Annotated in this window: 9 protein-coding genes; 6 read left to right on the forward strand and 3 right to left on the reverse strand. The window is 57.0% G+C overall.

What is annotated here, in order from left to right:
• Window positions 1-97: 97 nt before the first annotated feature.
• The 3 genes from bcsG to bcsE are packed head-to-tail and all read right to left on the reverse strand — an operon-like array spanning window position 98 to window position 3,520.
• Window positions 98-1,774, reverse strand: coding sequence for a cellulose biosynthesis protein BcsG (gene bcsG, locus GY169_RS01600; RefSeq protein WP_163446855.1), 1,677 nt, complete (start codon window positions 1,772-1,774; stop codon window positions 98-100).
• Window positions 1,767-1,964 carry a cellulose biosynthesis protein BcsF gene (bcsF, locus tag GY169_RS01605; RefSeq protein ID WP_163446853.1) on the reverse strand — a complete coding sequence of 66 codons (198 nt, stop codon included), beginning with the start codon at window positions 1,962-1,964 and terminating at the stop codon, window positions 1,767-1,769. Before bcsF ends, bcsG begins: the two co-directional genes overlap by 8 nt.
• On the reverse strand, window positions 1,961-3,520 hold the full coding sequence (gene bcsE / locus GY169_RS01610) for a cellulose biosynthesis protein BcsE (RefSeq protein ID WP_167574857.1): 1,560 nt from the start codon (window positions 3,518-3,520) through the stop codon (window positions 1,961-1,963). The genes bcsF and bcsE overlap by 4 nt, the downstream gene beginning before the upstream one ends.
• 300 nt (window positions 3,521-3,820) lie before the next feature.
• Between bcsE and bcsR the strand changes: the two genes are divergently transcribed.
• Genes bcsR through bcsC form a run of 6 tightly spaced genes read left to right on the forward strand, consistent with a single transcriptional unit; the run spans window position 3,821 to window position 14,097 of the window.
• Window positions 3,821-4,021, forward strand: coding sequence for a cellulose biosynthesis protein BcsR (gene bcsR / locus GY169_RS01615; RefSeq protein ID WP_064541198.1), 201 nt, complete (start codon window positions 3,821-3,823; stop codon window positions 4,019-4,021).
• Between the two features lie 9 nt (window positions 4,022-4,030).
• Complete coding sequence (gene bcsQ, locus GY169_RS01620; protein ID WP_167574858.1) at window positions 4,031-4,783, forward strand: cellulose biosynthesis protein BcsQ; 753 nt, start codon at window positions 4,031-4,033, stop codon at window positions 4,781-4,783.
• Window positions 4,780-7,398 carry a UDP-forming cellulose synthase catalytic subunit gene (bcsA, locus tag GY169_RS01625; protein WP_163446849.1) on the forward strand — a complete coding sequence of 873 codons (2,619 nt, stop codon included), beginning with the start codon at window positions 4,780-4,782 and terminating at the stop codon, window positions 7,396-7,398. The genes bcsQ and bcsA overlap by 4 nt, the downstream gene beginning before the upstream one ends.
• A 13-nt stretch (window positions 7,399-7,411) precedes the next feature.
• Window positions 7,412-9,715, forward strand: coding sequence for a cellulose biosynthesis cyclic di-GMP-binding regulatory protein BcsB (gene bcsB / locus GY169_RS01630; RefSeq protein WP_167574859.1), 2,304 nt, complete (start codon window positions 7,412-7,414; stop codon window positions 9,713-9,715).
• A gap of 6 nt (window positions 9,716-9,721) precedes the next feature.
• A complete protein-coding gene (gene bcsZ, locus GY169_RS01635; RefSeq protein ID WP_167574860.1) occupies window positions 9,722-10,819 on the forward strand; it encodes a cellulose synthase complex periplasmic endoglucanase BcsZ in 1,098 nt (365 codons plus the stop codon).
• Window positions 10,801-14,097, forward strand: coding sequence for a cellulose synthase complex outer membrane protein BcsC (bcsC, locus tag GY169_RS01640; RefSeq protein WP_167574861.1), 3,297 nt, complete (start codon window positions 10,801-10,803; stop codon window positions 14,095-14,097). The genes bcsZ and bcsC overlap by 19 nt, the downstream gene beginning before the upstream one ends.
• The last annotated feature ends 126 nt before the right edge of the window (window positions 14,098-14,223 follow it).

A 14,223-nucleotide genomic window follows, 5' to 3' on the forward strand; every position in this document is an offset into this window, starting at 1 on the left:
AAGCTGACGGGGCGTCGTGGCTGCTGCAATGGCACATGCGCCCGAACCGGGCCGCAGAGGAAGCTCTGCGGCCTTTTTCGTTAACCCCAATGAACGGTTATTGCGGATACGGCACCCAGGCACCGCCGTTCAGGCGCACGTATGGTTTGCCCTGATATTGCACTACCACAGCGTTGGAGTTTTCCGACACGGCGGCAGTCTGCGGCAGGTTGCTGGTCAGCGCGGACCAATCAACGCTGTCTTCGGTGAACAGCTTGCCGTCCACCGCGCGGGCAACCAGCTCGGAAATGGCGAGATAGCTGCTTGGCTGGGTGATGTCGATTGCCGGACCCTGATGCGGCGCCTTCATACCAAAGAATTTGATGGCGGCCGGAACGTGGGTAATCGACGGGCTTGGGATATCGCGCAGGCCGGAAACCTGCATCTTATCGCCTTGCAATGCCGCGCCATGCTCAGGAACGACCACTACCATCACCTTACGACCTGATTTTTCCAGCTCGGTAAAGAAGGCATCCAGTTCATCGAATAGCTTCTGTCCACGGGCTTTATAGTCTGCGGTCTTACTCTGACCCGGATAATGGTTACCGTCGTGCAGCGGCAGAATATTGTAGAAGGTCGCCGAACGGCCACCCGCAGGAATATCCGGAGACTGCATCCAGCGATTCAGCGTGGCGAGGTCGTCATACACCGGCGAACCGTCGAATGACAGCAGGTTGACCGGCAGTTTACTCTGATCCATCAGCGGGCTCTGCATGCCGCCGTTTTCACGTACTTCTTTAAGGAAGTCGCCGAAAACACCGTTGTGGTCGAGCATCAGGTTCTGCTTAAAGCCCAGTTTTGAAAGATTATCGAACAGATAGCATTGGTTGCCCGCGGGCTGATACAGGCTGGTGTGTGATGGCTGACCGCAACTGGCGCGCAACAGGCGAATCGCCGCCGGGCCACTGTAAGAGGTGGCTGAGTTGAAGTTGCTAAAGCGAATATCAAAGTGCGACCACAGCGGATGTTGCATCAGCGCGGCAGCTTCGAGATCGGAATTTGCCAGCGAGCAGATGTTGATAACCAGCAGGTCAAATGGCTGAGCGTCAGCTGGCAACTCCGTTGGGAAAGTCGTGACGCGCTTACTCTCCGCAGTGTAGAAGCTGTTCAACCAGGCGTTCAGGTTATCGGATGTCGGCGCGGCGGTTTGTGCCGGAATATCGCTGTTTGCAGCTGCACTTGTGCCTGTTGTTGCCGTTGGCGCTGCCGTGTTGGCGGTTGTCGCCGTCGCATTTTGCCCGGTAGGCCACAGGCTAAACGAGGGACCAAGGAGCGCGTTCAGGTTAATCCACACCATGGCGATGACAACAAATACCGTAATACGAATCCATTGGTTCAGGAACAACCAGGCGACCAGCAGTACGAAGAAGACGCCAACCATCTGCCAGTTGATGAAACGCGTGATCAGGTCCCAAATGTAATCGGCGCTAAAACCTGCAATTTGCGAGCCCTGGCTCATAATGCTTTCCGGTCCCGGCAGCCAGGTATCGTGCCAGAACAGCGCAAAGCCGATAGGTATCGCAATCCAGTGTCGCCAACGGTGCAGCCGACTGTTGGGCAACGGGAACAGCAGGAAGGCCATAAATACCAGGTTCTGCATGGCGTGAAAATTCAGGTATCCGGCCCACAGTAGGCCAAATTTGACCAGAAAATAGAAGTTCCAGCCGGATAGGCCCCGCCAGTAATGCCAGGAGGAAGAAGGCGTCGCGGTGGCGTTTTGCGTCGAATTAGTCATTTTTTGATTTTGCCCTGACGGCCAGATCCCGGCGCAATACGCCTACTGGCTTAACATAACGGGGTTTAAGAAACATCAAGCGGAAGGCGTTTTCAATCCGACGTTGATGGTGGCGCGTCAGATATCCCAACGGGAAAAAAATAAACGCGCACAGTACCACGAGTTGAATAATATCGCTTATTGACATCATGACGATTTCTCTTCGGTATCGGCGGACAAACGCAGTGGTTCGGGATAACGACGCCAGCCGTTGCCCTCGTAAGTGGCGTTGATGACGTTGGTCGGTTTTGGCGCCATCTGCAGTGGTTTGGTCCACAGTTCTGGCTTCACGTCGCGCATGATCAGCAGTTCGGAGGCAATTTGCTTATCTTCGAACCAAATCATGCGGTTAGAGAAAATATCGCCGGTAGGTAGCGGAAAAATATGGTTCAGCGCTTTGTCCAGGTCATTGACCCGGCAGAATGGCAGGAACAACACCAGACGTTGGTCGGCAATGGTGACGATGTCGCCCATACGGTGAGGGCGACATAGCGTGAGCGCCTGCTCAACGCGCAGTCCCGGCGCCGGGCGCAAAGCGACCATCACCCCTTTGCTGTCGGCGGGGAGTAAGGTGTTGTTGATCACTTTTTGCACCGAGTCGCAGAATACATCCCACTTCTGATAACCCTTCAGCTTCAACGGTTCCGTGTTGGCCAGTAGAGTGCTCAGGTCTTCCGGTACGTGGCGATTGAACTGCTGCGTTTGCACGCTTTCAATCAACGTCAGGCTGCGAGACAGCGGCGCGTTTGCAGAAATTACCAGGTTGGCGCCACAGCTGAGCAGCAGGCGCTCGTCGGTGGCGCGCAGGCTTGCCGTGGTCTCGCGAACGATGATTTTTAATGCGCTTCCGCGCTGGCGACGCAAGGTATGGATATAGTGGGCCAGTTGTTCGACCTGGCTATTCTGGTTGAGCGAGAATATGACCGTTGCGGCCTGGGCGGTGCGCGCGGCATTAAATACGGCGTCGTTGGTTTCGAATAACGTCCAGTGTTCTGACAGCGGCGGTGCGCCTTCAAGAATATTGATATTACTCAGAACTTCTTTTTCATCACTACGTGGTTGCACGTTGGCAACCTCTTCCTGTGCTAAATGCCAGCCGTTGTCATTTTGTTTAATTAAAAGCTGCTGACGGGCGCTAACGCCTTTTTCATTCGCCCAGTAAGATATATCCAGGAGTTGACTATCACCCTGGTAACGTAAATTTGCGAGGCCGGAAAGTGAACGATATTCACCCAGAAGATGTGATGTTAAGGCATCGGCATTGTTGCCAGGGCTAAGAACTAAAAGAGTGCAATGGTAGTATTTCGCCCATTGTTGAGACTTGTTTACCCAATCGAGAAGTTTTTTCCCCGATATATTTTCCCAGGCGTTGTGGGAACATAAAAGGATAACGAAATAATCTTTGGGCTCCAGCGTGCAGAGTAAATCGCGGCGCATAAAGTGTAGACCATTCTGGCTATCCTGCATGGTAAATAGCGCAATTTTTTTTGGCCCGGAATTATCCCTTAACTCTATGAGGTCATTGGGGTTTCCCCCCATACCGACGACGGCGACATGGGCCGAATCTGGCTGCGCGGAAAGCGTCTGATTTAGCAGGCTAACGGCATCCTCATGGCGGTCAGTATTGATCCACCAGACACCGCCTGTGGGCATATGGCTCACTTCATCCCACAGCGACTGAATACCTAGCGAAAATATGGGGTTCATCGTGTCCCTCTTATCGACGAAAATCCTGCGTATAAGTTTACTAGTGTCATCGCCAGAATAAACCTAATATTGAAATTAAATAGCATCAGATTTAGCATGTATACTCTGAATAATTCGAGTTATCGTCAGGCGATAAGTGTGTAAATCCCCTGGAAATTGCATAACTATGTGGCTGGAATGAGTAGAAGTGGATGTGCTCATTGCCATCTGAAGTATGATGAGTATAAACGAATTTCATGGAAAGGTTGCCAGTCGAAAGAGGTGGCGCATTCGTACTTTGATTTCAGAGGGAGTAAAGAAATGCCAGATAACGAACCTATGACATCAGTTGATTCGCAACTCGGTTACACTTTCCAGAATGATTTTCTCGCATTGAGCCGAGCTTTCTCTCTACCCAATATAGATTACACTGATATTTCCCAGCGTGAAAAATTAGCTGCGGCGTTTAAGCGCTGGCCGCTGCTATCAGAGTTTGCAGAACAAAAAGCCGAACAAAAATAAGGAAGCCGAATGGCTATTCTGGGATTACAGGGCGTGCGCGGTGGCGTGGGCACAACGTCAATCACGGCGGCCCTCGCGTGGTCATTGCAACTGCTCGGGGAGTCGGTATTGGTTATCGATGCCAGCCCCGACAATATGCTGCGCCTGTCATTTAACGATGATATCGCTCGTGAAAGCGGCTGGGCGCGCGCAGTGCGGGACGGTAATGACTGGCGCGATACCGCGCTCCGCTATACCGCGCAAATCGACCTGCTGCCGTTCGGCAAACTGCACCCCGGCGATCGACAAAATGTGGCCGTACTCAGCGACACGCTGTCGATCATCACCGAAATTGTCCAGACGCTGGAGCGTGAGGGACGCTATCAGTGGATACTGATCGACGTGCCGCACGGCTTCTATCCGTGGACGCCTGCGCTTATTGAGGCTTGCCACTATACATTGACCATCGTGAAGCCGGACGCCAACTGCCACATTCGTTTGCACCAGCAGCCGCTGCCTGCCAATACCCATATTCTGCTTAACGGCCTGCGCATGAGCAGCCCGCTGCAGGAAGACCTGTATCAGGTCTGGCTGCAAACACAGCGCCATCTGGTGCCGGTGGTGGTCCATCGCGATGAGGCGATGGCCGAAAGCCTGGCCAGCAAGCAGCCGTTGGGCGAGTATCGTCATGACTCGCTGGCCGCTGAAGAGATGATCACCCTCGCCAACTGGTGCCTGATGCACTATGCCGGACATCACCCGGCGGAGGAGCGCGAATCATGATTCGCCTTAGCAGCTGGATATTCGTCCCGTCGGTGTATGCGCAGCTACGTGCGCGCTATATCGGCTATCGGCGTGCTGGCTCTTCCTGGCTCGCCGCAACGCTAGCTTGCCTGTGGGTCGGGCTGGCGTGGATGTTTTTGCCGCTAGAAAACCCGCGCTGGCAGGCGCTGCAAGCACGTCAGGATGAGCTGTTTCCGCATATTCGTTTTGCGCGTCCCAGGCCATTAGATCCGCTGCGTTACCTGCTGCAGGCACTGTGGCTCATCATCAGCAAACCACCGGAAACCCGGCGTGCCGTGGCCTGGCGCCCTTTCGCCGGCGTCGATCGCCTGCGTGAACGCTATAACCAGTGGGCGGAGTCGTTGCCGGGCCGTGTGAACGCGCAAACCGGCCATCTCGACCATAAAAAAGAGCTGGCGCACCTGAACCCAAAACTGCGACGGTTTGTGCTTGGCGTTGCCGTGGTGCTATCGCTGCTGCTGGCGCTGGTTTGTATCACGCAGCCGTTTAACCCGATTTCACAGTTTATTTTCCTGATGCTGTTGTGGGGCGTGGCCCTGCTGGTGCGCCGTATTCCCGGTCGTTTCTCCGCGCTGATGCTGATCGTTCTGTCGCTGACGGTCTCCTGCCGCTACATCTGGTGGCGCTATACCTCGACGTTGAACTGGAACGACCCCGTCAGCCTTGTATGCGGGCTGATTCTGCTGTTTGCAGAAACCTATGCCTGGATAGTGCTGGTACTGGGCTACTTCCAGGTTGTCTGGCCGCTGAATCGTCATCCGGTGCCGCTGCCGAAAGACATGAACGAATGGCCGACGGTCGATATCTTTGTGCCGACTTACAACGAAGATCTGAACGTGGTGAAAAATACCGTTTATGCCTCACTCGGTATCGACTGGCCGAAAGACAAGGTGAAAGTGTGGATCCTTGATGACGGCGCCCGTGAAGAATTTCGCCAGTTTGCGAAAGACGTCGGCGTTGAGTATGTCGCGCGTACAACGCATGAACATGCAAAAGCGGGGAACATCAACAACGCGCTGAAGCTGGCGAAAGGCGAGTTCGTCTCCATCTTCGACTGCGACCACGTGCCGACGCGCTCGTTCCTGCAAATGACCATGGGCTGGTTCCTGAAGGATAAAAAGCTGGCGATGATGCAGACGCCGCACCACTTCTTCTCTCCGGACCCGTTCGAACGTAACCTGGGGCGTTTCCGTAAAACACCGAACGAAGGCACGCTGTTCTACGGCCTGGTGCAGGATGGCAACGACATGTGGGATGCGACCTTCTTCTGCGGCTCGTGTGCGGTCATCCGTCGTAAGCCGTTGGATGAAATTGGCGGTATCGCCGTGGAAACGGTAACCGAAGATGCGCACACCTCGCTGCGTTTGCACCGTCGTGGCTACACCTCTGCCTATATGCGTCTGCCGCAGGCGGCGGGGCTGGCGACGGAAAGCCTGTCGGCGCACATCGGCCAGCGTATTCGCTGGGCGCGTGGGATGGTGCAGATCTTCCGTATGGATAACCCGTTGTTGGGCAAAGGGTTGAAGTTGCCGCAGCGGCTCTGCTATCTCAACGCCATGTTCCACTTCTTATCGGGCGTGCCGCGGCTGATCTTCCTGACCGCGCCGCTGGCTTTCCTGTTGCTACACGCTTACATCATCTACGCCCCGGCGTTGATGATTGCGCTGTTCGTGCTGCCGCACATGATTCACGCCAGCCTCACCAACTCGAAGATTCAGGGTAAATATCGCCACTCCTTCTGGAGTGAAATCTATGAAACGGTGCTGGCCTGGTACATCGCGCCGCCGACCATGGTAGCGCTGTTTAACCCGCATAAAGGCAAATTCAACGTGACCGCTAAGGGCGGCCTGGTGGAGGAAGAGTACGTCGATTGGGTGATCTCAAGACCGTATATCTTCCTTGTGCTGTTAAACCTGGTTGGCGTGGCGTTCGGCATCTGGCGCTATATGTACGGCCCGGAGAACGAAATTCTCACCGTATGGATCAGTCTGATTTGGGTGTTCTATAACCTGATTATTCTCGGCGGCGCGGTTGCCGTGTCGGTTGAGAGCAAGCAGGTGCGCCGCTCGCATCGTGTCGAAATCAAAATGCCGGGGGCGATTTCCCGTGAAGACGGGCATCTGTTCTCCTGTACGGTACACGACTTCTCCGACGGTGGCGTCGGCATTCGTATCAACGGCGACGCTCAGGTGCTGGAAGAGCAGAAGGTGAATTTGCTGCTAAAACGCGGCCAGCAGGAATATGTCTTCCCGACGCAGGTGGTGCGCGTGCTGGGCAGCGAAGTCGGCCTCAAGCTGCTGCCGATGAGCACGCGTCAGCATATCGACTTTGTACAGTGTACCTTTGCGCGCGCGGATACGTGGGCGCTGTGGCAGGACAGCTTCCCGGAAGATAAACCGCTGGAAAGTCTGTTCGATATTCTGAAGTTAGGGTTCCGTGGTTATCGTCACCTGGCCGAGTTTGCGCCGCCGGTGGCAAAGGAAATTTTCCGGTCGCTCACCTTGTTGGTGGCGTGGGTGGCCTCGTTTGTACCGCGTCGTCCGGAACGTGACGCGGTGGTCGAGCATCCGCTATCGGCTTTGGCTCAACAATAATGATGATTATGCGATGAAAAGAAACCTTTCCTGGATTTGTGCAGTGGCGGTGGGTATGGGCAGTTTACTGCCGCTCACGACGCATTCAGAAACGACGCCAGAGGTGTCGGTGACGCCCACCGTTCAGCAGGACGCGACGGCGCCTACGCCTGACGCCGCGCCGGTGGTGGTGGAAGATGCGCCAAGCCGTGACGTAAAGCTTTCTTTCGCCCAGATTGCGCCACCGCCGGGCAGCATGGTGCTGCGCGGTTCGAATCCGGACGGTGGCGTGGAGTTTGGCATGCGCAGCGACGAAGTGGTGTCTAAGGCGCTGCTTAACCTGACCTACACCCCGTCGCCGTCCCTGCTGCCGATTACCTCGCAGCTGAAGGTTTATCTGAACGATGAACTGATGGACGTCCTGCCGGTGACCAAAGAGCAGTTAGGTAAAAAAGTGACCGCGCAGATCGCCGTCGATCCGCTGTATATCACCGATTTTAACCGCGTTCGCCTGGAGTTTATCGGCCACTACCGCGATGTGTGCGAAAACCCGGCCAACAATACCGTCTGGCTGGACGTGGCGCGTAATAGCTCGTTGGATTTGACCTACCGCTCGCTGAAAGTGCGTAACGATCTTTCCCACTTCCCGGTGCCGTTCTTTGACACGCGCGACAACCGCGCGCTGGAGCTGCCGATGGTCTTTGCCGCGTCGCCCGATCTGCAACAGCAGCAGGCGGCGGGCATTATCGCCTCGTGGTTTGGCGCGAAAGCGGGCTGGCGTGGACAGAGTTTCCCGGTGCTGTTTAACACGCTGCCGGAGCGTAACGCGATCGTCTTTGCCACCAACGATCGTCGTCCGGACTTCCTGCGCGATCATCCGGCGGTCAATGCGCCGACGATCGAGATGATCGACCACCCGGGCAACCCGTATATGAAGCTGCTGGTGGTGTTTGGCCGTGACGATAAAGATTTGCTGAAAGCGGCGCAGGGCATTGCCTCGGGCAACATTCTGTTCCGTGGTGATAGCGTCACCGTTGATGAAGTGAAGCCGCTGCGGCCACGCGTGCCGTACGATGCGCCGAACTGGGTACGTACCGACCGTCCGGTCACCTTCGGCGAGCTGAAAACCTACGAACAGCAGCTACAGTCTACCGGGTTGGAGCCTGCCTCCATCAACCTGTCGCTGAATCTGCCGCCGGATCTGTACTTGATGCGCAGCACTGGCATCGATATGGATCTGAAATATCGCTACACCATGCCGCCCGTCAAAGACAGTTCGCGGATGGACATCAGCCTCAACAACCAGTTCCTGCAGTCATTTAACCTGGATAGTACTCAGGACGTTAACAAGCTGATGCTGCGCCTGCCGGTGCTGCAAGGTCTGCTGGATGGCAAGAATGACATTAGCATCCCGGCGCTGCGCCTGGGGGCGATGAACCAGCTGCGCTTTGACTTCCAGTATATGAACCCGATGCCAGGCGGTACGCTGGAAAACTGTATTACCTTCCAGCCGGTACAAAACCACGTGGTGATTGGCGATGACTCGACGATCGACTTCTCAGACTATTACCACTTCTTGCCGATGCCGGATCTGCGCACCTTTGCTAACGCGGGCTTCCCGTTCACCCGTATGGCGGACCTGTCCGATACGGTCATCGTGATGCCGAAGACGCCATCTGAAGCACAGGTCAGCACGCTGCTGAATACCGTGGGCGTGGTGGGCGGACAAACCGGTCTGGCGGGCACCAGCATGACCATTGTCGATGAGGGTAGCCAGATTAAGAGTAAAGATGCCGACCTGCTGCTGATTGGCTCTATTCCGCAGCAGCTCAAAGACGACAAGCATATCGACCTGCTGGTCAATGCGACGCAAAGCTGGGTGAAAACGCCGGTGCGCCACCACGACCTGCCGAGCATCTATATGGATGAGGATGACCGCCAGGCCAGCGTGCAAACGGGCATTACCTCCTCAGGGCCGATGGCCGCGGTGGTGGGTTTTGAATCGCCTTATTACAAACAACGTAGCGTGATCGCCCTGTTGGCGGACAGCGCCAGCGGCTATAACTTGCTGAATGGCGCGCTGAACGACAGCGGTAAACGCGCGGCGATGTTTGGTTCGGTATCGGTGATTCGTGAATCCGGCGTCAGCAGCCTGCGGGTAGGGGATATCTACTACGTCGGCCACCTGCCGTGGTTTGAACGCGTTTGGTTTGCGCTTTCCAACCATCCGGTGCTGTTGGCTATCTTCGCGGCGATCAGCATCGTGCTGCTGGCCTGGGTACTGTGGCGTCTGCTGCGTATCATCAGCCGTCGTCGTCTGGATCCGGAAGACGAGTAAGCCGCGATGAAGATGCTGAGCTGGATCGTTCTGCTGTGCGCCCTTGGCGGTCAGGTACAGGCTGCCTGTGACTGGCCGGCCTGGGAGCAGTTTAAAAAGGATTACGTGAGTGCAGAAGGGCGGGTGATCGATCCCAGTGATTCTCGCAAAATCACCACCTCAGAGGGGCAAAGCTATGGGTTGTTCTTTGCCCTCGCGGCCAACGATCGTCAGATGTTCGCCACTCTGTTTAACTGGACGCAGAACAATCTGGCGCAAGGTTCACTGCGCGAGCATCTTCCGGCGTGGTTATGGGGTAAAAAGAGCGAAGAGGCGTGGACGGTGCTGGACAGCAATTCCGCGTCTGACTCCGATATCTGGATTGCCTGGACGTTGCTGGAGGCCGGTCGACTGTGGAAAAACGACGACTATACCGACACCGGCAAAGCGCTGCTGGCGAAGATTGCTGCCGATGAAGTGGTGAATGTACCGGGTCTGGGGCTAATGCTTCTGCCGGGACGCGTCGGTTTTGCCGAAGAGACGCGCTGGCGCTTTAACCCCAGCTACTTCCCTCCTCAGGTGGCGCAGTATTTCAGCCACTTCGGCGCGCCGTGGACTACGCTGCGCGATACCAACCTCAAACTGCTGCTTGATACCGCCCCGAAAGGCTTTTCGCCGGACTGGGTGAGCTACGAAAAAGCGAAGGGCTGGCAGCTAAAAGAGGCGAATGTGATCGGCGGCTATGATGCGATTCGTGTCTATTTGTGGGTGGGAATGATGAACGACGCAGACCCGCAAAAAGCGCGTCTGCTTAAACGCTTTAACCCAATGGCGGCGCAGACCGCCCGGCAGGGGCGTCCCCCGGAGAAAGTGGCGATCGCCACGGGGAAAGTGACCGGTGATGGCCCGGTTGGTTTTTCGGCTTCACTGCTGCCGTTCTTACAGGATCGTGATGCTCAGGCCGTTCAGCGCCAGCGTGTTACCGACCATTTTCCCGGCGCGGATGCTTATTATAGTTATGTTCTGACCCTCTTTGGTCAGGGCTGGGATCAACACCGTTTTCGCTTCAGCGCCCGCGGCGAATTACTACCTGACTGGGGCCAGGAATGCGCAAGTTCACACTAAGTTTACTCACCCTCTCTCTGGGGCTGTCGTTGGTACAGCCGGTCTTCGCGGACACCTCGGCGGAAGAGCAGTTGCTCAACCAGGTGCGTCTTGGCGAAGCCAGCAAACGTGAGGATCTGGTGCAGCAGTCGCTGTATCGGTTAGAACTGATTAACCCCAATAACCCGAAGGTGCTGGCGGCTCGCCTGCGCTACATGCTGCGTCAGGGGGATACCGCGGGTGCGCAGGCGCAGTTGAAAAAACTGGCGCAGGTCGCGCCCAATTCCACGGAGTACAACGCCTCGCGCGCGGAAATTGGTTTGAACACCGATGCCGGGCGTCAGTCGCTACAGCAGGCGCGTTTACTCGCCACCACCGGCCATGTGCCGGAAGCGCTGGCGGAGTATGAAAAAGCGTTTAACGGCCCGCCGCCAGATGGCGACTATGCCGTGGAGTACTGGACTGCGGTGGCGAAACTGCCCGCCCGGCACAACGAAGCGCTCAAACAACTGCAGTCGTTGAACCAGAAAAACCCCGGCAACGTTGGCCTGCAAATGACGCTGGCGAATACGCTCCTGACCGACAACCAGCGCGATGCGGCATTTGCGGTACTCGAACAGATGGCGAAATCGGCGGGCGGTCGCGGACCGGCAGCCGACCTCTGGTTTAAGGCCATTAAAAACCAGCCTGCCAGCCCGTCCAGCGTGCAGGCGCTACAGCGTTACCTGTTAATTTTCACCAGCGGCGAATCGGCGGACAGCGCCCGTGCGCTGCTGGCCGAGCAGCAAAAACAGCTGGCGGATCCGGTGTTCCTTGCGAAGGCGAAAGAGGCCGAAGCGGAAGCGAACAAGCCGCAAACCTGGGAGCTGTACTGGCCGCTGATCCGCAAAGGCGACGCGGCGCTGAAAGCCAATAATCTGGCGCAGGCGGAGAGCTTCTACCAGCAGGCGCGTAAGCTGGATGCCACCGACAGCTATGCGGTACAAGGGCTGGGCGACGTGGCGATAGCCCGTAAAGATACCGCTGCGGCTGAGCGCTATTACCAACAGGCGCTGCGCCTTGACCGTGGCAACAGCGGCGCGGTGCGCGGGCTGGCCAATATCTATCGCGCCGAGTCGCCAGAAAAAGCGACCGCTTTTATTAATGGTCTCTCGGCCAGCCAGCGTCGCAGTATTGATGATATCGAACGCAGCCTGACTAACGACCGGCTTTCACAGCAGGCAGAAGCGCTGGAAAACCGCGGTGAGTGGGCGCAGGCGGCGACGCTTCAGCGTCAGCGCCTGGCGCTGTCGCCGGACGATGTGTGGATCACCTATCGCCTTTCCCGCGACCTGGTGAGCGCGGGGCAACGCGGCGAAGCCGACCGTCTGATGCTCAACCTGGCGCATAAGAAACCGACCGACGCCGATCAGGTTTACGCCTACGGGCTGTATCTCTCCGGCAACGGTCAGGATCAAGCGGCGCTGACGCATCTGGCCGCGCTGCCGTCGTCGCAGTGGACGGACAACATTCGCGAGCTGGATCAGCGTCTGCGCAGCGACCAACTGATTGCCCAGGCGAACCGTCTGCGCGACGATGGACAAGAGGCGCAGGCCATCGCGTTGCTGAAACAGCAGCCGGAGTCTGCACGCATTCATTCAACCCTTGCCGACTGGGCCCAGCAGAGGGGTGACAGCGCCGCAGCGTTGACCGAATACAACGCGGTGCTGGCGAAAGACCCTCATGATGAGGATGCCCACCTGGGGTTAGCGGAGGTCTACGCGGCTGACGGCAACGCATTGGCGGCGCGCCAGCAACTGGCCGAACTGCCGGCAGAAGGTGAGCGTTCGCTCGGTACCCAGCGCCGTATTGCGTTGGTGAGTGCGCAACTGGGCGACACGGGCGCGGCCCAGAAAATGTTGACCGCGCTGGTGCCGCAGGCAAAAGCGCAGCCGCCATCGATGGAAAGCGCGATGGTGCTGCGCGACGCGGCGCGTTATCAGGCGCAGGACGGCAACCCGCAGCAGGCGCTGGAAACCTACAAAGATGCCATGGTGGCGGCGCAGGTTACCCCGACGCGACCGCAGGATAATGACACCTTTACCCGCCTGACGCGTAACGATGAAAAAGATGACTGGCTCAAGCGCGGCGTGCGCAGCGATGCGGCCGACCTATATCGTCAGCAGGATTTGAACGTCACGCTGGAGCATGATTACTGGGGTTCCAGCGGTACGGGCGGTTATTCGGATCTGAAAGCGCACACCACCATGTTACAGGTGGACGCGCCGCTTGCTGACGGGCGAATGTTCTTCCGCTCCGATCTGGTCAATATGGATGCCGGGAGTTTCTCCACCGACAAAAATGGCTACCATAAGGAGCAGTGGGGGACCTGTGATTTAGCCAGTTGTCATGCTTCTGCGCATCAGAGCGATAGTGGCGCCAGCGTGGCCGTGGGCTGGAAAAATGATACCTGGAACGCCGATATCGGTACCACGCCGATTGGCTTTAACGTTGTCGATGTGGTCGGTAGCCTGAGCTACAGCAACGATCTCGGCCCGCTGGGCTACACGCTCAACGCGCACCGTCGACCGATTTCCAGCTCGCTGCTGGCCTTCGGCGGACAGAAAGACAACAGCAGCGGCGCACATCCCGGTACGACCTGGGGTGGCGTGCGCGCTAACGGCGGCGGTCTGAGCCTGAGTTACGATAAAGGTGAGGCCAACGGCGTATGGGCCTCGCTGAGCGGCGATCAGTTGACCGGCAAAAACGTCGCCGACAACTGGCGCGTGCGCTGGATGACCGGCTACTACTACAAGGTTGTCAACGAGAACAACCGTCGGGTAACCGTCGGGCTGAACAACATGATCTGGCACTACCAGAAGGATTTGAGCGGCTATACGTTAGGTCAGGGCGGCTATTACAGCCCGCAGGAGTACGTTTCCTTCGCCGTGCCAGTGAATTGGCGCCAACGCACGGAAAACTGGTCGTGGGAACTGGGGGGATCTGTCTCCTGGTCGCATTCACGTACGAAAACCGAGCCACGTTATCCGCTGATGAATCTGATTCCGTCGCAATGGAAGCAGGACGCGAGCGATGATACCAACGGCGGCGGCAGTAGCCAGGGCTTCGGCTACACGGCGCGGGCCCTCGTCGAACGTCGGGTCACGTCCAACTGGTTTATCGGCGCGGGTGTGGATATTCAGCAGGCCAAAGATTACACCCCAAGCCATGCGCTGTTGTACGTGCGTTACTCCGCCGCCGGATGGCAGGGTGACCTCGACATGCCGCCGCAGCCGCTGGTACCGTACGCTGACTGGTAACCTCATCTATCCTGATATAGGTATTCGTCTTATATAACCCGGCTTGACGCCGGGTTATAATTATCGCGCCAGAGTCCGTTTTGACTTTGCCGCCAGCCTCGTTATTCTCAATGCCTGAGCAATACG

Origin of the sequence: Kluyvera genomosp. 3, assembly GCF_011765685.1 — a bacterium.
GTDB classification, from domain to species: Bacteria; Pseudomonadota; Gammaproteobacteria; order Enterobacterales; family Enterobacteriaceae; genus Kluyvera; species Kluyvera georgiana_A.

What these genes read in the sequence shown, in the direction of transcription:
- bcsG (WP_163446855.1), bottom strand. Translation starts at nt 1,774, where the DNA reads ATGACTAATTCGACGCAAAACGCCACCGCGACGCCTTCTTCCTCCTGG.
- bcsF (WP_163446853.1), bottom strand. Translation starts at nt 1,964, where the DNA reads ATGATGTCAATAAGCGATATTATTCAACTCGTGGTACTGTGCGCGTTT.
- bcsE (WP_167574857.1), bottom strand. Translation starts at nt 3,520, where the DNA reads ATGAACCCCATATTTTCGCTAGGTATTCAGTCGCTGTGGGATGAAGTG.
- bcsR (WP_064541198.1), top strand. Translation starts at nt 3,821, where the DNA reads ATGCCAGATAACGAACCTATGACATCAGTTGATTCGCAACTCGGTTAC.
- bcsQ (WP_167574858.1), top strand. Translation starts at nt 4,031, where the DNA reads ATGGCTATTCTGGGATTACAGGGCGTGCGCGGTGGCGTGGGCACAACG.
- bcsA (WP_163446849.1), top strand. Translation starts at nt 4,780, where the DNA reads ATGATTCGCCTTAGCAGCTGGATATTCGTCCCGTCGGTGTATGCGCAG.
- bcsB (WP_167574859.1), top strand. Translation starts at nt 7,412, where the DNA reads ATGAAAAGAAACCTTTCCTGGATTTGTGCAGTGGCGGTGGGTATGGGC.
- bcsZ (WP_167574860.1), top strand. Translation starts at nt 9,722, where the DNA reads ATGAAGATGCTGAGCTGGATCGTTCTGCTGTGCGCCCTTGGCGGTCAG.
- bcsC (WP_167574861.1), top strand. Translation starts at nt 10,801, where the DNA reads ATGCGCAAGTTCACACTAAGTTTACTCACCCTCTCTCTGGGGCTGTCG.